General features: G+C 64.0%; 17 protein-coding genes. 9 read left to right on the plus strand and 8 right to left on the minus strand.

The window, feature by feature from the left end:
- The 3 genes from NP825_RS12875 to NP825_RS12885 are packed head-to-tail and all read right to left on the minus strand — an operon-like array spanning position 1 to position 3,947.
- Positions 1-1,221 carry a cytochrome P450 gene (locus NP825_RS12875; protein WP_257544035.1) on the minus strand — a complete coding sequence of 407 codons (1,221 nt, stop codon included), beginning with the start codon at positions 1,219-1,221 and terminating at the stop codon, positions 1-3.
- Positions 1,222-1,231: 10 nt separating this feature from the next.
- Positions 1,232-2,731 (minus strand): class I adenylate-forming enzyme family protein, encoded by a 1,500-nt coding sequence (locus tag NP825_RS12880; RefSeq protein ID WP_257544037.1) that lies wholly within the window; start codon positions 2,729-2,731, stop codon positions 1,232-1,234.
- Positions 2,732-2,768: 37 nt separating this feature from the next.
- Entirely contained in the window at positions 2,769-3,947 is a 1,179-nt protein-coding gene (locus tag NP825_RS12885; RefSeq protein ID WP_257544040.1) for an aromatic ring-hydroxylating dioxygenase subunit alpha, read from the minus strand.
- Between the two features lie 120 nt (positions 3,948-4,067).
- Between NP825_RS12885 and NP825_RS12890 the strand changes: the two genes are divergently transcribed.
- The 3 genes from NP825_RS12890 (at position 4,068) to NP825_RS12900 (ending at position 7,959) form a co-directional block, all read left to right on the plus strand.
- Positions 4,068-5,684: a GMC family oxidoreductase gene (locus NP825_RS12890; RefSeq protein ID WP_257544042.1), complete on the plus strand. Its 1,617-nt coding sequence runs from the start codon at positions 4,068-4,070 to the stop codon at positions 5,682-5,684.
- Position 5,685: 1 nt separating this feature from the next.
- Positions 5,686-6,690 (plus strand): acyl-CoA dehydrogenase family protein, encoded by a 1,005-nt coding sequence (locus NP825_RS12895; RefSeq protein ID WP_257544044.1) that lies wholly within the window; start codon positions 5,686-5,688, stop codon positions 6,688-6,690.
- A gap of 438 nt (positions 6,691-7,128) precedes the next feature.
- Complete coding sequence (locus NP825_RS12900) at positions 7,129-7,959, plus strand: 23S rRNA (adenine(2030)-N(6))-methyltransferase RlmJ (RefSeq protein WP_257544047.1); 831 nt, start codon at positions 7,129-7,131, stop codon at positions 7,957-7,959.
- Positions 7,960-8,094: 135 nt separating this feature from the next.
- Here NP825_RS12900 and NP825_RS12905 read toward each other — a convergent pair whose 3' ends face one another.
- On the minus strand, positions 8,095-9,300 hold the full coding sequence (locus NP825_RS12905) for an acyl-CoA dehydrogenase family protein (protein WP_257544049.1): 1,206 nt from the start codon (positions 9,298-9,300) through the stop codon (positions 8,095-8,097).
- Between the two features lie 4 nt (positions 9,301-9,304).
- The gene (locus tag NP825_RS12910; protein ID WP_257544051.1) at positions 9,305-10,717 is read right to left on the minus strand and encodes an aldehyde dehydrogenase family protein; all 1,413 of its coding nucleotides are present in this window, start codon (positions 10,715-10,717) and stop codon (positions 9,305-9,307) included.
- A 117-nt stretch (positions 10,718-10,834) separates the two neighbouring features.
- Here NP825_RS12910 and NP825_RS12915 point away from each other — a divergent pair, with 117 nt between their 5' ends.
- Together NP825_RS12915 and NP825_RS12920 are read left to right on the plus strand one after the other, a co-directional pair.
- Positions 10,835-11,245, plus strand: coding sequence for a GFA family protein (locus NP825_RS12915; RefSeq protein WP_257544053.1), 411 nt, complete (start codon positions 10,835-10,837; stop codon positions 11,243-11,245).
- Positions 11,242-13,446, plus strand: a complete 2,205-nt coding sequence (locus tag NP825_RS12920; protein ID WP_257544055.1) for a CoA transferase — start codon at positions 11,242-11,244, stop codon at positions 13,444-13,446. The genes NP825_RS12915 and NP825_RS12920 overlap by 4 nt, the downstream gene beginning before the upstream one ends.
- Before the next feature lie 620 nt (positions 13,447-14,066).
- Here NP825_RS12920 and NP825_RS12925 read toward each other — a convergent pair.
- Together NP825_RS12925 and NP825_RS12930 are read right to left on the minus strand one after the other, a co-directional pair.
- Positions 14,067-14,504, minus strand: a complete 438-nt coding sequence (locus NP825_RS12925) for an RES family NAD+ phosphorylase (protein ID WP_257544057.1) — start codon at positions 14,502-14,504, stop codon at positions 14,067-14,069.
- On the minus strand, positions 14,501-14,932 hold the full coding sequence (locus NP825_RS12930; protein ID WP_257544059.1) for an antitoxin Xre/MbcA/ParS toxin-binding domain-containing protein: 432 nt from the start codon (positions 14,930-14,932) through the stop codon (positions 14,501-14,503). The genes NP825_RS12925 and NP825_RS12930 overlap by 4 nt, the downstream gene beginning before the upstream one ends.
- A gap of 319 nt (positions 14,933-15,251) precedes the next feature.
- Here NP825_RS12930 and NP825_RS12935 point away from each other — a divergent pair, with 319 nt between their 5' ends.
- Positions 15,252-16,073: a phytanoyl-CoA dioxygenase family protein gene (locus NP825_RS12935; protein WP_241940809.1), complete on the plus strand. Its 822-nt coding sequence runs from the start codon at positions 15,252-15,254 to the stop codon at positions 16,071-16,073.
- Here the strand turns inward: NP825_RS12935 and NP825_RS12940 are convergent.
- Entirely contained in the window at positions 16,066-16,758 is a 693-nt protein-coding gene (locus tag NP825_RS12940; protein ID WP_257544065.1) for a TetR/AcrR family transcriptional regulator, read from the minus strand. The genes NP825_RS12935 and NP825_RS12940 overlap by 8 nt on opposite strands.
- Before the next feature lie 137 nt (positions 16,759-16,895).
- Between NP825_RS12940 and NP825_RS12945 the strand changes: the two genes are divergently transcribed.
- Genes NP825_RS12945 through NP825_RS12955 form a run of 3 tightly spaced genes read left to right on the plus strand, consistent with a single transcriptional unit; the run spans position 16,896 to position 22,117 of the window.
- Positions 16,896-18,404: an MFS transporter gene (locus NP825_RS12945; protein ID WP_257544067.1), complete on the plus strand. Its 1,509-nt coding sequence runs from the start codon at positions 16,896-16,898 to the stop codon at positions 18,402-18,404.
- Positions 18,401-18,835 (plus strand): hypothetical protein, encoded by a 435-nt coding sequence (locus NP825_RS12950; protein WP_257544069.1) that lies wholly within the window; start codon positions 18,401-18,403, stop codon positions 18,833-18,835. Before NP825_RS12945 ends, NP825_RS12950 begins: the two co-directional genes overlap by 4 nt.
- A 3-nt stretch (positions 18,836-18,838) precedes the next feature.
- Complete coding sequence (locus NP825_RS12955) at positions 18,839-22,117, plus strand: carboxyl transferase domain-containing protein (RefSeq protein WP_257544071.1); 3,279 nt, start codon at positions 18,839-18,841, stop codon at positions 22,115-22,117.
- Positions 22,118-22,157 lie beyond the last annotated feature (40 nt).

Here is a 22,157-nt window from a genome sequence, read left to right on the forward strand (position 1 = left end):
TCAAACCGCCGCCGTCCATTCGAGGGGCAGCGTTTCGAGCGCCATCACCGTGCCGATGCGAAAAGCATGGCATTCGCCCGGCGTCGCGCGGAAGGCAGGGATGCGCTTCACCCACTCCTCGGTCAGGATGCGCAGCTCCGCGCGGCCGAGGACGTGTCCGACGCAGAGGTGCGGCCCCGACGAGAAGGTCAGGTGCGCGCTGTTCTTGCGGTCGAGATCGAAGAGGCCGGGCGCGTCATATTTCGCGGGATCGCGGCTGCCGAGACAAAGGATGTTGAGCACCATCTCGCCCTCGCGGAATTGCGCTTCGCCGATCTGCTGATCCTTCACCACGAGCCGGGGCGTGTTGACGACCCCATAGAGGCGCAGGGCTTCGTTCACGAAAGCGGAAATCAGCGACGGGTCGGCGGCCAGCCGCGCCTGCACGTCGGGCATTCGCGCGAGCTGCTGAAAGGCGAAGCCGGTGACGTTGGTCACCGTGTCCATGCCGCCGAGAAAGAGGACGAAGCTCATCGCCAGAATTTCGTCGTCGCTCATCGTGCGCCCGCCGACGTCGACGGCGATGAAATGCGACATCAGCTTGTCGTCGGGCGCCGCCTTCTTCGCGTCGATCAGCGCCTTCATCTCGCCGAGGATCGCGGCGCTGAGCCGCCCCATCTCGGCCTCGTCGTTCTGGGCCGAGAAAAAGGCTTCGGCCAGCGCGCGGAAATCGCCGAGGCGCGACAGGTCCATGCCCATCAGTTCCATGAAGACGCTGACGGGGAACAGCTTCGCCACATCGGCCTGGAAATCGCAGGCGCCTTTCGCGGCGACGCCCTCGACCAGTTCGACCGCCCATTCGCGGATGCGCGGTTCGAGCGCCTTGATCGCGGTTGGCCCGAACATCGGCATCATCGCCTTGCGATAGGGCAGATTCTCGGGCGGATCGAGGCTGAGCGGGATGAAGAAGGGCGGATTCTCGACGCGCGGAATCTGCATCTCGCGCACCGAGAAATGCTCGGGATCGAGAACAATCCTGCTGATCGCATCGAAGCTCTTGACGATCCAGTGTCCGCCGTTGCGCCGCGTCCAGAAGATGTCGGGCGCATCGGCAAGCGCAGCCGCGTAAGTTCCCTGCACATCCTCGCCGATGCGCGGATCGGCATAGATGTCGAAATCGAAGACGAGATGCGCCGGGATGTGCGGCGGCACCGACGGGGCGGCGTGGTCCAGGGCAGTCATGTCGGGCTCCTCATCGCACGCGCTCCATCGTCTCGTGGGCGCGGGCATAAAGCTCGCGCACCGCGGGTTTGGACAATTTTCCGGTGGCCAGCCGCGGCAGCGGGTCGGCCGAAAAAGCGACGTAGCGCGGCACCTTGTAATTCGAGAGATTGGTGTTGCAGTGATCGATCAGCGCCGCGACGTCGACCTCGGCCGCGCCATGATAGACGACGAACGGCGTCTCCCCGAACTTGGGATCGGGCGCGGCGATCGCCAGCGCCTCGACGATGCCGGGAAATTCGCACACCACCCGCTCGACCTCGGCGGCCGAGATATTGAGCCCGCCCGAGATGATCAGATCCTTCATCCGGTCGACGAAGGTCAGCAGGCCACGCTCGTCGAGCATCCCGATGTCGCCCGACCAGAGCCAGCCGTCGCGGATTGCCTTCGCCGTCTCTTGCGGGTTGCGCCAATAGCCCTGCATCATGCCCGGCGAGCGCATGACGATCTCGCCCGGCTCGCCGGGGTCGCAGGGGCTGCCGTCGGGGCGCAGCACGCGCACCTCCATGAAGATGCCGCCCCAGCCGCATTTCTCGGGCTCGTCCATCGCCAGATGCTCGGGCATCATCGTGACGTTGCCGCCGACCTCGGTCTGGCCGTAGATCTGGCGGATCGTGATCCCCTTCGCCTTCCAGCTATCGAGAAGTTGCCGGCTGACGCGCGCGCCGCCGGCGGTGGCCAGACGGATCGACGACAGGTCGGCGTCGGCGAAACCGGGGCAGCGCGCGATCGCCTCGAAGAAGGTCGGTACCGCACCGAAGCAGTTGATCTTCTCGTCCTCGATCAATCGCAGGATCGCGTCGGGAACGAAGGCAGGTTCCATGAAGATGGTGCAGCCCTGCGTCGTATAGTGGACGAGCTGGACGAAGCCCGCCGAGGTGTTGAGCGGCGCAAGACTGATGATCCGCGCGCCCGCCGAAGAGGACGGCTCCTCAAGCGACCAGCAGGCGGCATAGGCAGTCATCGAACGGTTGGTGAAGACGACGCCCTTCGGCTTCGCCGTCGACCCGCTCGTCGCGATGATGACGACCGGGGCATCGGGCGCCGGATCATGCGCGGGCGAAGCGGGGGCGCCGTGACGCAGGGCCTCGACCTCGGCCATCGGCCGGGGCGTCAGACCCGCAGCGGCGACATTGGCCGCAAAGTCGGGCGCGGCGAAGGCGAAGCGCGGCTCGGTCGTCTCGCAAAGTTCGCGAATTTCGCGCGGGGTGAAGCGGAAATTGACCGGATTGACGATCCCGCCCGCACGGATGATCCCCATGATCAGCGCGCAATAGGCGAGGCTGTTCGTCGAGCAGATCGCGACGCGGTCGCCGGGCTTCAGCCCATCGGCCTCCAGCATCGCGGCCACGCGATCCGACCACGCCTTGTAATCCGCATAGCTCAGCCGGTCGCCACCCAGCACCACGGCCGGCTGCTCGGGCCGCATCCGCGCCCACCAGGCGATCGCGCTCGACAATGTCTGCGCCATTAGTCCCTCTCCATCCGGTCTGCCGCCGGTTCAACGATCACAGAAGTGCTTCGATCGCTTCATAATAGCGCACGATGTTCGTCTCGAGCCCGCAATAGACGGTTTCCTCCGGCACGCCGGCGCCCAGGCCCTGCTGGCTGATCTCGGCCGCCCGGAAATCCTCGCCGCCGAAGACTCCGAGGATCAGCTCATAGGAGCGCGCGAACACCTCCTCGGCCTTGGGAGTCGATGCGGCCTCGGGTGTCAGCATGAAATATTCGACCGTCGTGCGGTCGGGAGCGCGCGGCATCAACAGCATGACGCTGGTATAATATTGGCTCGTCACCAGAACGCAGTTCGGGAAAGCCGTATAGGCGTGGGTGATGAGCTTGTGGACGTTCGCCGCCGGATCCTCGTCGAGCATTTCGGGGACATAGCCGATGCGCCCCGACACCTGCCGGATATTCGGCCCGAACATGTCGACGATATTGGGGGCGTCCTGAAACTTGTCGCCGATCGACGCCGCATGCAGTCGCTGGACATGATAGCCTTCGAGAAAGGGTTCGAGCACCACTTTCCAGTTCGCCTTGAGGTCGAAGGTCTTGCGGCCGTAGACATGCGCCGACGCTATGCCGAGCGCGACAAAATCCTCGGCGACCTGTTCGGATAAGTTGGACCAGTCGGCCGGGATATCCCGATTGAGCTGGACATAGACGATGCCACCCCATTCGCGTGCTTCGAGCTCGACGAGTCCGCGCTTGCTCTTGTCGAGATCCTGAAAGGCCTCGCTACGCGACACGCCGATCAGCTTGCCGTCGATGCCATAGGTCCAGGCGTGATAGGGGCAGGTCATGCGTCCCTGCTTGTGGACCGCGCAATCCTCGATGATCTTCGACCCCTTGTGCTGGCACGCGTTGACGAAGGCCTTGATCGTGCCGTCGCGAGTGCGCGAAACGAGCATCGGAAAGCCATAGCTGTCGCTCGCGACGACGCTGCCGGGTTCGAGCAGCGCCGACACGGTGACCGGAACCGGATAGCGGCGGAAGATTTTTTCCTGTTCGAGATCGAATCGCTCGCGCCCGGTGAAGATCGCATTGGGGCGCGTCGCACCGAAGGGGACCACGACCGCGTCCTTCTCGGCCGGGATCTTGCGGATCGCCGCGATCTGGCTGGGCGTCAGGTTGGCCAAAGTCGTCAGCTTGCGGGCGGGCCGCGCAATGTCTGCAACATCGCTCATTTGCAGATTCCTCTCCTTATTGTCGGGCATAGCCTATTCCACCCTTTACCTAATGACAATAGTTTTTTATGAGGACTGCGAGAGCGCTGCAAAAGCGGCCGGAATCGAGGGATCATGAGGATGGATTTCGACTATGTCATCTGCGGGGCCGGCGCGGCGGGGTGCGTTCTCGCCTATCGATTGTCGGAGAATCCGGCGATCAGAGTCGCGCTGATCGAAGCGGGGCCGCGCGATCGCCATCCCTTCATTTCGATGCCAAAGGGACTTGCAAAGGTGATGCAGGATCCGAAGCACCTCTGGGTTCATATGAGCGAGCCCGAAGCGTCGACCGCGGGCCAGTCCGAAGCCTGGGTGCGCGGGCGCGTGCTCGGCGGGTCGTCGTCGGTCAACGGCATGATGTATGTGCGCGGCCAGCCCGCCGATTTCGACGCGATCGCGGAGAAATCGAGCGACGACTGGAGCTGGACGCATATCGGCGCGGCCTATCGCGCCTTCGAAAGCCATGAGCTCGGCGCCGCCGAGACGCGCGGCGATGCGGGGCCGATGAGAATATCGATGCCGACGCAGCGGCTGCCGATTTCGGATGCGCAGGTCGCGGCGGGCGAGGCAATGGGCTGGACCAACAAGCCCGACGTCAACGCGCCCGACGACCAGGTCGCGATCGGCTATGCCCCGCGCACGATCTGGAAGGGCAAGCGCCAGAGCGCCGCGCAGGCCTTTCTGCGTCCGGCCGAAAAGCGGCCCAATCTGACCGTGCTGACCGACCGCACCGTCGACCGCGTGATCTTCGACGGCTCGCGCGCGGTTGGGGTCGAGGTCGTCCATGGCGGTGTGCGCGAAACGATCGACGCGGCGCACGAGATCATCGTCTGCGGCGGCGCGATGGCCAGCCCGGCGATCCTCGAACGTTCGGGCATCGGCGACCAGGACCGCCTCGCCGCGCTCGACATCCCGCTCGTCCATCACAACCCCCAGGTCGGCGAAGGGCTGATCGAGCATCGCGGCATCATCATGCAATGGAAGCTGACGAAGGAGGCGCTGTCGCAGAACCGCGTCTTCGGCGGCTGGCGCCTGCTGCTCGCGACGCTGCAATATTACCTCACCGGCGACGGGCCGATGTCGGCCGCCGCCTATGAAATCGGTGGCTGGTTCAAGACGCGGCCAGGACTGAACCGTCCCGACGCCCAGATGCTGATCGCGCCCTTCAGTTTCGACATGGCGACGCAGCGCACGCAGCTCGAGAAGCATCCGGGCATGAACGCGGTCATCTATCCGCTGCGCCCCACTTCGCGCGGGAGCATCCATATCGCGACGCGCGACCCTGATGTCGCGGCGAGCTTCAAGCCCAATTATCGCGCAACCGAAGAGGATCGCGCCGCGATGATCGGCGCAGTGCGCGTGATGCGCGCCTATGCGAAACAGGCGCCTCTCGCGGGCATGATCGCCGAAGAGACGATGCCGGGGCCTGCGTTCGGTACCGACGCCGAAATCCTCGATGCCTATGATCGCTTCGGCACCTGCGGCTATCATGCGGTCGGCAGCTGCCGGATGGGCAAGGATAAGGATTCGGTCGTCGATCCGGCGCTCCGGGTGCGCGGCGTCGAGCGGCTGCGCGTGATCGACACCTCGGTGATGCCCGCGATTCCGTCGGGCAATACCAATGGGCCGACGATGGCGATGGCCTGGCGCGCCGCCGACATCATCCTGCGCGATGCGCCGCAAGCGAAAGCAGGTTGAGATGGACTATAGGGACGCTCTCGATGCGCGATTCGACCGGCTGAAATCCGGCGAGAACGGTTGGCAGGCGCTTGCCGATGCCGGCGTGCTGGGCCTGCCCTTCGCCGAGACCCATGGCGGACTTGGCCTGTCGCCGCGCGACGGCTTTGCGGTGCTCGAAATCCTCGGTCCGCGCGGGATTGCTCTGCCCTATCTCGAATGCGTGCTGCTCGCCGGCGCCTTGCTCGACCGTGCGGGCGGCGACCATGCGGCGCATTGGCTGCCGCGCGTCGCATCGGGCGAAGCGAAGCTCGCCTTCGCATGGATCGACGACCGCGAGCCCGCGCGCGCCGAAGCGGGCGCCGCGGGCTGGCGCTTGTCGGGCGGCAAGCTGCTGGCCATCGGCGCGGCCGAAGCCGATGCGGTGATCGTCACCGCCGCGACGGACGATGGCGCCGCGGCCTTCGTGATCGCGCGCGAGGCGCTGGCGATGAAGGCCTATCCGACGATCGACGGACGCCGCGCCGCCGACCTGCTGCTCGACGATGTCACCGTGCCGCCCAGCGCCAGGCTCTCGCTCGACCCCGACGACATCGCTCAAATCCGCGACATCGGCGCGGCCGGCATTGCGGCCGAAGCCGCGGCGATCATGGCGCGCCTCATCGCCGACACGCGCGACTATAGCGTCCAGCGCGAACAGTTCGGGCAAAGCATCGCACGTTTTCAGGTCGTCCAGCACCGGTTGGTCGATATGCATATCGAGGCGCGCCGCGCCGCGGCAGCTGCGGCCCTTGCCGCCGATGCGCTCGACCTCGACGGGGCGGAACGCGCGAGGGCGGTCAGCGCCGCCAAGGTCACCATCGCCGCCGCCGGCCGCTTCGTCGGACAGAATGCGGTGCAGTTGCACGGCGGCATGGGAATGACCGAGGAATTGCCGGTATCGGCACTGTTCAAGCGGCTGACGGTGATCGAGAGCGAGTATGGCACGCGCGACGCGCATCTCGCGCGCTATATGGCGCTTAGCTAAGGCGTCTGCGTACCATCGTTCGAAATTTATAACGGACAGTGGTTTAGTGCGAACGAACTACCAACAATGCTGGAGAATATGCGTCGAAGTGCCGAGGCGTATACCGCGTTTTCAAAGACCGGAGTGTTTCAGATAATCTAGGGTCAGGACCCATTAATTCCACGATCGAGGCGTCGAAATGGCGAAGATATCGGGTTTGGGCGGGTGCAGGTCCGCTACTGACAGACGCGGACGTCGAAGCGTCGCAATCGAATATCCCATGCGGCCACTCCACCGCTGGTGACGATCGTTAACGCGGGCTTGAGGCCTTGCGCAGAATGCTTTGAAGATTTCCGCCCGACTCTATACGGGCACCGGATTGGTTGCTTCCATCGCCTCGCGCGCAGGTTCCGCGCCCGGCCGTTCGATGAAGGCAGATCGCCGGGATTCTGAATTACAATGAATTATCGCCATAGCTTCCATGCTGGCAATAGCGCCGATGTCGTAAAGCACGGCCTGCTGATCGCCCTCGTGCGGGCCCTGCAGCAAAAACCGGGCGCGCTGACCCTGATCGACACCCATGCCGGTTGCGGGCTGTACGACCTTGGCAGCGAGGAGGCGAAGCGCACCGGCGAGGCTACACAGGGCGTGCTGCGGGCCTTTGCCGACCCAAACCCCTTGCTGGACGACTATCGCGCCGCCGTGCGGGCGGTAAATGCAGAGGAAGAGCCGCGCCTCTACCCCGGATCGCCGCGATTTCTGGCGCAGCTTCTGCGCCCGCAGGATTTTCTGATCCTGAACGAGAAACATCCCGAAGACGCCCATGCCCTGCGCGGCGCGATGCGCGACACTTCCGCCGCCGTGCATCAGCGCGACGCCTACGAGTTTTGGCTGGCGATGCTGCCGCCTCGCACCGCGCGCGGCGTGGTGGTGGTCGACCCGCCGTACGAGCAGATTGATGAACGCGCCCGTATCACCGCCACCCTCGCAGCCGCCAGCCGCAAATGGGCGCATGGCGTGACGGTGGTCTGGTATCCGCTGAAAGACCGCGCAATGCATGTGCGGTGGAAGGCGCAGCTACGTAAGCTCGGTATCCTGAAGTTTCTGGTGGTGGAGCATTGGTTGTACGATAGCGATCAGCCCGACATCTATAACGGCGCGGGCCTTTTTATCGTCAACCCGCCCTACGCCTTCACGCAGGCGCTGCCGCCTCTGCTGGAAGCGCTGCGCGCCGCGCTGGCGCCCGAGGGGCATAGGGGAAAGATCACAACCGACTGGCTGGGCGATTAGAATAAACCCTCATCTTCGCCTTCTCCCAAAGGAAATCCCTTCAACAGGCGCTTTGACGTCGGAAATTCCAGCATGGCTTCGCGTGGCATATCTCTGGCGTAAGGAAGCCGGAAGACCGGGGTTGCGACACGCGGATCAGAGACCCAGTTCGGCCTTCGCCAAAATCCCCCGCTGAATCTCGTTGGTCCCGGCATAGATGCTGCTCGCGCGCTCGTTGAGATAGTGAAGCGGCGCAATCGCCTGCCACACCTCGCCGCTGCAATAATCGTCGGGGTCGTGGCCGGGGATCGGCCCGCCGGGCATCGCGACGCCGGGCTGAAAGGCCCGTGCCAGCGGCCCCGCCGCGTCGAGCGTGAGTTCGGTGACGCGCTGCTGCAATTCGGTGCCGAGGATCTTCATCATCGACGCATCGGCACCGGTCGGCGCGCCCGCCGACAGCCGTGAGAGAATGTCGCTTTCGAGCCGCGCAAGAATATCGCAGCGGATACGCACCTCGGCCATGCGGACTTCGAGCAAGGCGCGCGCATGCCCCGCGGGCTGCGCGGCGACCTGCCCGGCCAGTTCATCGAGCGCCACATCGATCTCGGGCGCATAGGCGCTGCCGCCGCGTTCGAATTCGAGCAGATATTTGGCGACGGTCCAGCCCTTGTCGATTTCACCGAGCACGTTGGTGACCGGAACGCGGACATCGTCGAAGAAAATCTGGTTCTGGATATGCTCGCCCGACGCCATGACGATCGGGCGCACCTCGATCCCCGGCGAGGTCATGTCGATCAGCAGGAAAGTGATCCCCTGCTGCTTGCGTTCGCCCTTCGCCGTGCGGACGAGGCAGAAAATCCAGTTCGCGACATGGGCGTGCGTGGTCCAGATCTTCGTGCCGGTGCAGACGAGATCGTCGCCGTCGCGCACCGCCCTCATCTGCAGCGCGGCAAGGTCCGATCCGGCGCCGGGTTCGGAATAGCCCTGGCACCAGACATGCTCGCCGCTCAGCATCCGCGGCAGGAAAAAGGCCTTCTGCTCTTCGGTGCCAAAGCCGATGATCGCGGGGCCGCACATCTTGATCCCCATCGGCGACACCGGCGGCGCGCCCGCGCGAACGCGCTCGCTCGCGAAGATATGGTGCTGGACGACACTCCAGTCGCAGCCGCCATATCGGGTCGGCCAGGCAGGCGCCGCCCAGCCCTTCGCATGGAGTTTCGCCTGCCATGCCATTTGCGACTCATGGTCCGCATAGACGCTGGTCATCAGCTTGCCGGCCCGGCGAAGCTCGGGCGTGAGTTCGGCCGCGAAGAAGGCGCGAACCTCTTCGCGGAATGCTTCGTCTTGCGCGCCGAGTTGCATCGGCTCAGGCCGCTTTCGGAATGAAGATCGCCTTGGGCCGGGTGAATTCTAGCAGGCCGGGAACGCCATTTTCCTGCCCGAAACCCGACTGCTTCGCGCCTGCGAGCGGGGTAAAGGGTGTCGATTGGAGATTCTGGTTGATCCAGACGGTGCCGGTGTCGAGCCGATGCGCGATCGCCGTCGCCGCCTCGACGTCGGCCGACCACACCGCACCCGCAAGGCCATAGTCGCTGTCGTTCGCGCGTGCGATGACATCGTCGATGTCGGTGAACTTGAGCAGCGGCAGCACGGGACCGAAGGCCTCTTCAACCACGACGCGGCTATCCTCGGGCGGATTGTCGACGAGGGTCAGCGGCACGAAATAGCCTTTCTCGGGAACCCGACCGCCTTCGAGCAAGGTCAGCCCATTGGCACGGGCATCGTCGAGCAAGGCCAGGACGCGGCGATATTGCGGCTCGTTCTGGATCGGGCCGTAGCGGTTGCCCTGCTCCGCGCCGTCGCCGACGGGCAAGTCTCTCGCAAGCTGGTGCAGCCGGTCGCGCAGACGGTCATAGATGTCGGCATGAATATAGAGCCGCTTGGTCGCGACGCAGACCTGCGCGCTGTTGTGGAAAGCGCCCTCGAACAGTTGCGCCGCGACGGCGTCGACATCGACGTCGGGCAGCACGATCGCGGCATCGTTGCCGCCGAGTTCGAGCGTGATGCGCTTCAGATCCTTCGCCGCCGATTCCATCACGCGGCGCCCGGTCGCGGTCGAGCCGGTGAAGCTGATCTTCGCAAAGCCCGGATGCGCGGTCATCAGCGGGCCGAGCGCGTCGCCGCCGCTGATGATGTTGATCACGCCCGCGGGGAAGATGTCGCGGACGAGTTCGCCGATACGCAAGGTACAGAGTGGCGTGAAGGGCGAGGGTTTCAGCACCAGCGTGTTACCCGCCATCAGCGCGGGGCCGATCTTCCACGAGGCGAGCAGTACGGGGAAGTTCCACGGCACGATGCCGCACACCACCCCCAGCGGCACATGATGGACCTCGATCCGCCGCGTATCCGAATCCTCGGTGACATCGACGGGAAGGTCGAGCATCGTCGTCGCCTTCATCCACATCGCCGCACCTAGGATTTCGGCCTTCGCGCCGGGAAACGGCCGCCCCTGTTCCTTCACGAACAGCGTCGCGAGTTCGTCGGCATGCGCCTCGATCGCCTCGGCCGCTTTCACGAGGCAGGCCTTGCGCTCGGCGAGCGGCGTGTCGCGCCAGGCGGGAAAGGCGCGCGTCGCGGCAGCGACCGCGGCGTCGAGATCGGCGGCATCGGCATCGGGCGCGGAGGCGAACACCTCGCCCGTCGCGGGGTTGCGGACATCGATCACTGCCCTGGCGGCGACCGCGCGGCCGTCGATCGTCATCGCAAATTCGTCGCTCATCTGCCTCTGCCCTCTTGTGCGGCCGATCCTTGTCGGCTCCATTGTCATCTGCGCCTTTACAAACTAACGACGTTAGATAAAAGCGCAAGCACGAAAAGCGAAATGGGAGAGCGAGCGATGTCCGAAATCGAAGGCGGCTGCAATTGCGGCGCCGTCCGATACCGCCTGACGGGCGATCCGCTCGCCATCGCCGTATGCCATTGCAGCAATTGTCGCCGCCAGTCGGGCAGCGCCTTTTCGGTCAATGTTGTCGTCCGCGACGAGGCGATGCAGATGACGGGCGACGTCGCGACGTGGGAGGATCGCGACACCGAAAGCGGCCAGCCGGTGCTGCGACAATATTGCGCGACGTGCGGATCGCCGATCCGCTCGCTATCGGCGGCATCGCCCAAGGTGGCGATCGTCAAGGCGGGCACCGCCGACGATCCGGGCCGGTTCGTCCCCGCCATCCACGTCTGGACCTCGTCAGCGCTGCCGTGGGTCGAGATCCCCGCCGGTCTGCCGCAATTTCCACGCAACCCGGCATGAGCGCCGATCGCCCGCTGTCGGGGCTGCGCGTCGTCGATCTCGTCGAGGGGCCGCTGGCGCCGATCACGCGCTATCTGGCCGAACTCGGCGCGCGCGTCGACCGCTTCGTCGCCGCGACGGGAGATGCTGCGGACGTTGCCGCCAATGTCGGAAAGATCGTCCACTCCGGCGCCCCGGATGAAAGCCTACTTCGCCGCGCGCACATCATCGTGTCGCCCCCTTCGGCGGCGATCGACCATGACGCCCTGATGGCGGGCAATCCGGCGCTCGTCCTGATGCACGTCAGCAATTTCGGAACGGGCAACAGCTTCAGCGAATGGAAAGCCAGCGACGCCGTGCTGCACGCGCTATCGGGCAGCCTGTCGCGATCGGGCCTTCGCGGCCGCCCGCCGCTGCTGCCGCCCGGCGAACTCGCGTGGCAGTGCGCCGCGGCACAGGGCGCCTATGTCGTCCTCGCCGCCTGGTACAAGGCGTTGCGCTCGGGACGCGGCGACCGCATCGATTTTTCGGCGCTCGACGGCGCGATGCAGGCGCTCGACCCTGGATACGGCGTCAACGGCAGCGCGACGATGGGGCGCCCCGTCCATCTTCTCTCGCGCGACCGCCCCGCTAGGGGAACCCAATATCCGATCTTTCCCTGCATCGATGGACAGGTCCGCATCTGCATCCTCGCCCCGCGACAATGGCAGGGCATGTTCCGCTGGATGGGAGAGCCGGAGCCGTTTGCCGGCCCCGAATTCATGAAGATCAGCACGCGGCAGCAATCGGCCGAATTGCAGGCCACGCTTGCCGATTTCTTCCGGTTACGCACCCGCGCCGAGCTGGAGGCCGAAGGTCAGGCGCATGGCGTTCCTATCGCGGGCCTGTTGAGTTTTGCGGAATTCGCCGCGAGCGAGCAGGTCGCGGAGCGGCAGGCGATGACCGACGTCGCCCTTCCCGATGGCACACGCGCGCTGGTCGCGAACGGCGTGCTGACGATCGACGGCATTCGCATGGGTCCGTTCGGCGAAGGGGTAGAGGGCGAAGCGCCGACACCGGGCAATGCCGAGATCGCACGTCCGTTCGAGGGTCTCAAGGTTCTCGACCTCGGCGTCATCGTCGTCGGCGCCGAAGCCGGCCGGATGTTCGCCGACGGCGGCGCCGATGTCGTGAAGATCGAGAGCGCCGCCTTTCCCGACGGATCGCGGCAATCCTATCTCCCCTATGGTCTGTCGGTCAGCTTTGCGGCGGGTCATCGCAACAAGCGCAGCCTGGGTCTGGACCTGCGGCAGGCAGAGGGTCGCGCGCTCTTTCTCGATCTGGTGCGCGAAGCCGATGTCCTGCTGTCGAATTTCAAGCCGGGCACGCTCGACGCGCTCGGCCTCGATGCCGCGACGCTTGCGGCGATCAACCCGCGTCTCGTCATGACCGACAGCTCGGCCTTCGGTCCGACGGGCCCCTGGGCCAGGCGGCTCGGTTACGGACCGCTTGTGCGCGCCGTCACCGGCCTCACCCATATGTGGCGCTATCCGGGCGATCCTGAAAGTTTCAGCGACGCGGTGACGGTCTATCCCGATCATGTCGCCGGCCGCATCAGCGCCCTCGGAGCGCTGGCGCTGCTCATCCGGCGCGAACGGACGGGGCGCGGCGGCAGCGCGAGCGTGTCGCAGGCTGAGGTGATGCTGGCACAATTCGCCGCCTATCTCGCGCCCGGCGGCCGCAGCGAGCCGGTCTCCGCCGTTCTCCCCGCGGCCGGCGACGATGCATGGTGCGTCGTCACGGTCGATGGCGATGAAAGCGATCTTGCCGATATTGCCATGGCGGTTGCAGACCAGGACGCAATGGCGGCGGCAAAGGGGCTTCAGGCGAAGGGAATCGCTGCGGCTCCCATGCTGCGCGTCGCCGATTTGTCCGGCTTTCCTTATTATCGCGAGCGCGACAGCTTCCGCATCGACGCGCACCCGTATCTGGCCGAGCCGGTCATTTCCGAACGTCATACGGCGCGCTTCCTGTCCGAAAGCAGCTCCCCTTCGAGCCCGGCGCCGCTTGCGGGCGAGCAGAGCATCGACATCGTGCGCGAGTGGCTGGGCAGGAGCGAAGCCGAGATCGGGCGGCTCGTCGAAACACATATCCTCCAGCCGACCGAAAACGAAGTGTTCGAAACGATCCGCAAGCATCTGGACGATCGCAACGAGCACGCTCGACCAGCGGCCGCTTCATGACCTTACAACGGCAGTTTTCCAGTCGCGGTCGGACAGATTGCATGGACCAGATCGGGCGAAAACAGCCATTCGAACGTCGAAATTCGCCCTCAGGATTCGAACCCGCGGCATTAATTCGAGCGTCGCCGGCACTAACCGCCTCCAAATTTTCTAACGCTTGGCGATTCGAAATCCCGGCGTTTAGCGATTGGGAGAAGAAACCCAAAAATCCTGGGCGCCTCCGGGCGCATTCTTCGGAAGACTTTGTGCTGCAACGAGTGGGACGTCCCGGGTCCTCATGAGACCCTTTGCGACGCCGGCCTGGCAGGGGCAGCAGGATTCGGCATACCAGATCAACAAATTGTTTTTAAACAGGAATATTCTTAATATTGCCAATCTACCAGCAAAATCACCGACCTCTTCTTGGGCTGCAGAGGCCCTTTATAGCCCCATTATCGACCAGCTCAGCATCAAATGGGATGGAGTGAGACAGCACATAAGCGACCGCTCTGCACATTGTCGGCTTGGCCGTCCCACATTGCCGGATCGAGTTCAGCCCACAATTGTTATCACAGTCCACGCTCCAAGCGCGACGGTGCCTCGCTGATAGGAGGATCCCCGAAACCGAGCCTAGCTGGGATTCAGTGAATGAAACGCGGGTCCAACTGGAACGGTTCGTTCGCAATAATCGTCACCCGGCTCATCTCGGCGTGTCGGACGTTGAGCAGGATATTCCATTCCTGCGGCACAACGACACTTCGCACCCGAAGAGATAATGCTTCTCCATTGACGAGAAAGGCATCACCCTGGGTGAGGCACGCGGTATGGTCGGCGGGATCGGCATCGAACTGATACGATGGCGCATCGTCCGGAACCTCGATAGTCAGAAGACGCAGATCATCGGGGAGCAACTCGGCGGGCAGGTCGAGATGCACGAGTATCTCCAGAACCGCGAGAGAGGGTGTTGCTGCCGTATAGATCATGGGCCGGCCCGCCGAGTTCCAGCGCCCGCCCCAAAGACGGGCGCCCTCCCCGTCCAATGCGATATGGGCGGCCTTGCAGAGCCGATAGACGATCACGCAGCGATGCCGTGCTCGATCCGTCCCAACAGGGCTTCAACCGCACGCGCGCCGCGGTCGGTATCGGCCATCGCGAGAGGCGTCTCGTCATCGAGAGCGCGGTTCTTGCGGTTCAGCCAGTGCTGTGCCTTGTCGGGATTGCCGAATACTTCCTCGGCCGCGGCAACGATGCCGACGACGCGCAACAAGCGATCGGACTCGTCCTGTTCCAGTGGCTGCGCAGCCTGCTTGCGCCGTTTGAAGGTTCGAAGGTTGATGACCTTGGGATCGAGCAGATTGAACGGAAGCCCAGTTGCTTCCAAAAAATGCTCTACCGCCTGAGTCGGCACGCCGCGACGCACGAGGCGGACGATATCCCGTTCGTTGTGAAGCGGTCCCGTCACCGCCTCGCCGCCAAGCAACTCCTGAATTCGTGCAACCGCCGTCATCTTACATCCCACAATATGCCGATCTGATATCGGCATATTGCAGATATAGGTTGGCAGCGGGCAATCGGCAAGCCGCTAAATCCGGTCTTCTATCCACAAGGGGAAACGCGCAGTCCAGAAACGGAGAGAAGTGGACCTCGCTATCGACGGCACAGCAATGAGCTGATGGGTCAATAGTGGGTGTTGAGACTGCGGGCATTGCGCACACACGGAATTTTGCCGGCGTGGGAGCGCGCTTTCGTCATGCGCCAACAGAGAAAACATCTTGCGCGGCATTGGTAACGTGTTACCTATCTCCCGACAGAGGAGATCAAATGCCATGCAAAAGCTGCACGACCGCATTATCGAACAAGGGCTCGAGGAGAATGTCGCCGAGTTGGACCGGTGGGGATACACCATATTCCACGACGAGCGCACCGACCGGATTGTCGATGACGTCCGTGAGGCAATCATTCGCACCGTGGCGGCAGGAGATGAAGAAAAAGCCCCGACGCGTTTCACGATATTGGGCGAGGACCCCATCTTTGCCGACGCCATATCGACGCCAAAGCTTTTGACACTGGTCGAGTATCTGCTCGGCAAAGGCGCACTTTTCTCGCAATTGTCCGGCTCGCGCCGGCGCGCAGGAAAAGGCTCTCTCGGTCTCCACGCGGACAATAGCTGGTTTCCCGCACCCTTCCCGGAATGGGAGATCATGTGCACGGCCTGCCTGGTCACCGACGAGTTCACCGAGGAATCCGGCGCGACGCTTGTCGTTCCAGGTTCGCACAAGCTGAAGCGTCATCCATCGCCCGAAGAACGCGCAGAGCCGGAAGGCGCGCAACCCATCGTCGCATCCAAGGGCGCGATCTGCCTGTGGGACGGATCGGTATGGCACGGCAATTACCCACGCCAGATCCCCGGCGAGCGTGTCGTTCTGCACATGACGTATACGCGGATCGGCATGCAGCCGATCGAGAATTACGACCATCTGGGCGAGGATTGGTTCGCCGGCAAGGACCCCGAACTCCCCCGCTTGCTGGGCCGGGAAATCTTCCTCGGACGCAGTCCGACATTCAAACAGAACGACCGCGAGTTGCTGCGCAAGACATACGACCAGGTCCACGGGTCGGAATTCTGGCAGAAGCGCGGGATTACCTGACGGGGATCGCTGCTCCGCCGGGATAATCCTGAATCGCTTTGTCGTAAGTCCGGGCGCTCATGTGCAGCCGCTCGACACATTGCGGCATAGCGACGCCGGCAAGCGCGAGCGAAAATCCAAAGCAGATTTTCTGTCCGGCGAGCCAGATGTCGAAATCGCTGGACGCCCAGTTGCGCAGGTTCGCCGCAAACAGGTCAGTAAGGATTTCGGCGATATTCGTGATGTCCAGATCATCGCGCAGGAAGCCCTCTTCGATCGCCCGGCGAACCATATTGGCATAGATTGGCAGCATCTCGCGCGCGGGCTCGGTTTCGTCGCCGCCCGAAAACGCCTGGGTTGCCCGGAACAGCGCCCGATAGAAGGGCTGCTCGCGCGCATAAAACTCCATGCCGAGCAACGTCCGGTCGAAGAACATCTCGAGCCGGTCGATGGACCGGTAATTTCTGACGATCTCCCTGAACTCTTCCTGTTCCGATTTGAGCAGCGCGCGGATGATGCCGTTCTTCGACCCGAACACCTCATAGGGCGTGCGCAGACTGACCTGCGCGCGCGCCGCCAGCGCCCGCATCGGCAGATCGAAGTTTCCCGTCTCGCGAACAATAGCCTGCGCCGCTTCCAGCAAGGTCGCAGCTCGCTTGTCGAACATATGGCCGCCCCGGCCCGCCCCGTCTTCGACATCCGTCATAACACCGCCGCTATATCGTCTGTTTCACCTCCTGCAACCCACCTCATTGACTAGCCGATCGCGCGATGGCATGCCGTTGGTAACGTATTACCATAAGATTCGCGCGCGATCGATGGGCGTGAAAAGTGGAGAGCAGGATGAAGGAAGCTGTCCCGGGGTTGCCCCCGGCCATCGATGCCGCGCCTTCGCCCTATATCGGTGGGAATTCTCGCGATAACAGGAGCGCCGACCGGCTCTCGATCAGGACGAAATTGGGATATGGCCTCGGCGAAATGGCCGAGGGCGTGAAGACCGCGACGCTCGAGACATTTCTCTTTTTCTATTATGTCCAGGTCATCGGGCTGCAGGGCTCGCTGGTCGGCCTCGCGCTTCTGATCGCCTTGCTGTTCGATGGCATTTCAGACCCGCTGATCGGACAATTGTCCGACCGGACCGCTACGCGGCTCGGCCGCCGGCATCCCTATCTCTATCTGGCGCCGATACCGCTCGCTTTCGCCCTCTATATGCTCTTCGATCCGCCTGCAGGCCTCGGGCAATGGGGGACGTTTTTCTGGTTGCTCGGCTTCACCGCCTTCTGCCGGCTGATGCAATCCTTCTATTTCATCCCCCACATGGCGCTCGGCGCCGAACTTTCGACCGATTTCGACGAGCGGATTTCGGTGTCCGGCTACAGAAATATCTTTGCGTTTACGGGGCGGTTGATTGTCCTTGCGGTCGCTTTCAGCATATTCTTTCGCGCGACCCCCGAATATCCGCAGGGGCAGTTGAACGAGGCGGCCTATCCCCCGCTCGCGCTGACCTGCGGCGTGATTGCGCTGATTGCGATTCTGGTGTCCGCCGCAACAACCCAAAAACGTGCAATGCAATATTATTCCCGGATGCGGTCGCAAGGCCGCGGCCAGTTTCACGAACCGATGCTGAGCAATCTCGTCAACGCTTTCCGGCTCCGCACCTTCGCGATCTACTTCATCGCGATCCTGATTTCCTATGTCCTCGGCGGCGTGCAGGCGGCCCTCGCGGTGCACGTCAACACTTTCTACTGGAAGCTGCCGACATGGGGGATCCAGTGGGTGTTCCTCGGCGCGGCCTTCGGCTTCATGCTGGGATCGCTGTTTGCTCGCGCACTGGCCGACCGGTTCGACAAGCGCACGGCCTATGTGGCATCGGTCGTGTTATCGGTCGCGCTCAACGTGGCACCGATAGGTCTGCGAGAGACAGGCCTCCTCACCCCTCCCGACAACCCAGAAGCCTTGACCGCCCTGCTCGCCGCTGCAGCATTCTTTGCATCGCTTGCCGGCGGCCCTGCGATGGTGATCGCGGGCGCCATGCTCGCGGACATCGCCGATGCGTATGAGCTGCGGTTCAAGAGCCGCAGCGAGGGCTTTCTGTTCGGGGTCAGCGCGTTCACGCGCAAGGCGGCGCTGGGGCTCGGCGGCGCGCTCGCCGGGGTGGCGCTCGATCTGATCCGCTTCCCCCAAGGCGTCGCGGTCGAGGCCGTGCCGCGCGACGCCACCGTCCATCTGGCGCTTCTTTATGGCCCCATGATGCTCGTTTTCACCGCAATCGCGATGTCGATCATGTGGTTCTACGACCTCGACCGCGACAAGCATGCCCGCATCCTGCACGAACTGGAATCGAAAGAATGACGATGAATTTTGCTGACCAACGGTGGATAGAACGGATCAAGGAGCTGCTGGCACAACTGGTCGCTGACAGCAGTGACCGCCTGGCAGGCCATCATTTCTCGCTGTCCGAAACCTTTACCTCCGTTCCTCCCGAGGGAGGAACCAGCTTCTGGGCCGCCCAGATCGAAGACGGCGCGGTTCGGTTCAGCGATGCGCCCAACCCTGACGCCGATTTTGCGCTGGTTGCCGAGCATGCGGCTGCGCTGCCTGGGGCGATGCTGATCTATGACGGCGCCACGAAGGAGATGCTGGACGCGGCCAATGATCACCGGCGCGCGATGATTGCCGAGGGGCGCATGACGGTCCGCGTCGGAAACCACAAGGCGTCGGAACCGGTGATGGCGGTCTTGCGCCAGCTTCACGACACGATCGCGCGCGAAACGGCGGCCTAGATCATGCAGAAACTGTTCATAGCCAATCGTGGCGAGATTGCCGTTCGTATCGCTCGCGCAGCAGCCGCTCGCGACATCCTGTCCGTCGGCATCCACTCCGCCGACGACGGCGACGCCTTGCACATCCGCAGGACCGATGAGGCGGTCGCGCTTCCCGGAACTGGCCCCGCCGCCTATCTCGATGTCGAGGCGGTCGTCGGCGCGGCGCGCGAAGCAGGCTGCGACGCCGTCCATCCCGGCTATGGTTTCCTGAGCGAATCCGCTGACCTTGCTCGGCATTGTGAAGAGGCGGGCCTCGCCTTTGTCGGCCCCACGGTCGCGACGCTGGCGTCGCTCGGCGACAAGGCCAGGGCCCGCGCGATCGCACTGGCGGCCGGGATTCCCGTTCTGCCCGGAAGCGACGGGCCGGTCGACGTCGAACAGGCGCTCGCCTTTTTCGACCGTCACGGCCCGATGATGATCAAGGCTGTGGCCGGTGGCGGGGGGCGCGGCATGCGGCCGATCAACGATCGCGAGGCGGTCGCCGACACGCATCGGCGCTGCAGTTCGGAAGCGCTCGCCGGTTTTGGATCGGACGCCGTCTATTGCGAAAAGCTCGTCGGCCGCGCGCGCCATGTCGAGGTCCAGATCGTCGGCGACGGCACCGGTGACGTCGTCCATCTGTGGGACCGCGAATGCAGCTTGCAACGTCAGCGGCAAAAGATTGTCGAAATGGCCCCCGCACCCGGTCTCGACATGGCGCTGCGCCACAGACTGTTCGATGCCGCCATCGCTATCGGCCGGGCCGTGAAGTATCGCGGCGTCGGAACGGTGGAATTTCTCGTCGATCTGGATACCGGCAGCTTTTACTTCATCGAAGCCAATGCCCGGCTGCAGGTCGAGCATACGGTGACCGAAGCCGTTACCGGGCTCGACCTGGTCAATATCCAGTTGATGCTCGCAGATGGAGCGTCGCTCCGCGACCTCGACCTGCTGCAGGATCGGATTCCAGCCCCGCGCGGCATTGCCATTCAGGCACGCGTGAACGCGGAAACGATAGGCGCGGACGGAATGCCGCGGCCGTCCGGAGGCCGCATCCGCCGTTACGAAGTGCCGGCGGGGCCCGGCGTGCGCGTCGACGACTGCGGCAGCCAAGGATATCAGCCCAATCCCCGCTTCGACAGCCTGCTCGCCAAGGTGATCGCCACCGCGCCGACCGGAGGTCTCGCGAGCGCGACGCGGCTGACCGACCGCGCTCTCGGCGAGTTTTCCATCGACGGCATCGACACCAATCTCGCCTTTCTGCGGGCGCTATTGCAGCATCCCGAGGTCGCGGGCGGGACGTTCGACACATTGTTCATCGAGCGCAATCTGGGTCTGCTTCTCGAACGTGCAGACGAATTAAGACCCGATCCGTCGCTCAGCGCCGCCGACGAAGCGCAGTCGCCCGATCGCGTGATGGAGGCACCCGCCGGAACGGTCGCGATCGCGGCACCGATGACCGGCTCGCTCATCGCCCTGCTGACGGAAGCGAACGAGGCGGTCGCCGCAGGCCAACCGATCGCGATCATGGAAGCGATGAAACTCGAACATGTCATCACCGCGCCAACCGCAGGCTATGTCCGGCTATCGCCGCACGCGGTCGGTGCCGTTATATCGGAGGGCAATCCCATCCTGTTCTTCGAGGAAGCCGATGTCGGCCTGTCGGCGATCGAGGTCAGCGCGGACTTCGACCCCGACCATATTCGCGCCGACCTTGCCGAATTGCAGGCACGCCGCGCGCTGACGCTTGATGCCGCCCGCCCCGATGCCGTCGCGAAGCGGCGGGCCCGCGGATATCGAACGGCGCGGGAGAACGTCGCCGACATCGTCGATGAAGGCAGCTTCATCGAATATGGCTCGCTGGTCATCGCGGGCCAACGATTGCGCCATCCGGTCGATCACCTCGTCCGCACGACGCCAGCCGACGGCATGGTCACCGGGATCGGGCGGGTCAACGGCGACATATTCGGCGCCGATGCGTCGCGCTGCGTCGTGATGTCATACGACTATACGGTCCAGGCCGGCACACAGGGCCTCAAGAATCACGAAAAGACGGACCGAATGCTGGAATTGGCCGAGCGCTGGCAGCTTCCCGTCATCCTGTTTGCCGAAAGCGGCGGCGGTCGCCCCGGCGACACCGACCGGCCAGCCGGCGGCGGCATATTCAATACGCGCGCCTTTGCGCTGCAAGGTCGCCTGAGCGCGCTTGTACCGCAGATCGCGATCGCCAACGGTCGCTGTTTCGCCGGCGCCGCCGTTTTGCTGGGATGCTGCGACGTCGTGATCGCGACAAAGGACACGACGATGGGCGTCGGCGGCCCAGCGCTGATCGAAGGCGGCGGCCTCGGCATCTACACGCCGGAAGAGGTCGGCCCGGCCGATGTCCAGGCGGCGGGCGGGGTCATCGACATTCTGGCCGAAGACGAAGCCGATGCCGTGCGGATCGCGCAGAAATATCTGTCCTATTTCCAGGGGCGCCTGCCCACGTGGGAGGTTGCCGACCAGCGGCTTCTACGCGGCATGGTCCCCGAAAATCGTCTGCGGGCCTATGATGTCCGCCAAATCATCGAGACATTGTCCGACATCGGTTCGGTCCTCGAGCTTCGTGAAAAATTCGGCCGCGCGGCGATCACCGCGCTGGCGCGGATCGAGGGACGCCCGGTCGGCATCATCGCGAATAACTCGGCATATCTGGGCGGCGCGGTCGATGCCGATGCCGCGGACAAATGCTCGCGATTCATGCAATTGTGCGACGCGTTCGACATTCCTATCGTCGTTCTTGCCGACACGCCGGGCAATATGGTCGGTCCGGAAGCCGAAAAGACGGGGCTGATCCGGCATTGCTGCCGGATGTTCGTGACCGGCCCGAACCTGACGGTTCCGCTGTTCTCCGTCGTCCTGCGTAAAGGCTATGGCCTTGGCGTGATGGCGATGGTCGGCGGTCACAGCCAGGCGCCCTTTTTCACCCTGTCGTGGCCCACCGGCGAATTCGGCGGCATGGGACTGGAGGGCGCAGTGAAGCTGGGATACCGCAAGGAGATGGAAGCGATCGCCGATCTTGACGAGCGGCAGCGCTGGTACGAACAGCGCGTCGCCGCATCCTATGAAAACGGCAAGGCGATCAGCACCGCGATGGGTTTCGACTTCGACGAAGTGATCGACCCCGCCGAAACGCGGGCGCATATCGTCGCGGGGCTCGAAAGCATTCCCGCCCCCGTGCGAACCGGCAAGAAAAAGCGCCCGTTCATCGACAGTTGGTGATGAAAAGAGGGGCCGCCGCGGCCCCTCATAATTACCGGGC

Origin of the sequence: Sphingopyxis sp. DBS4, from assembly GCF_024628865.1 — a bacterium.
Lineage (GTDB): Bacteria > Pseudomonadota > Alphaproteobacteria > Sphingomonadales > Sphingomonadaceae > Sphingopyxis.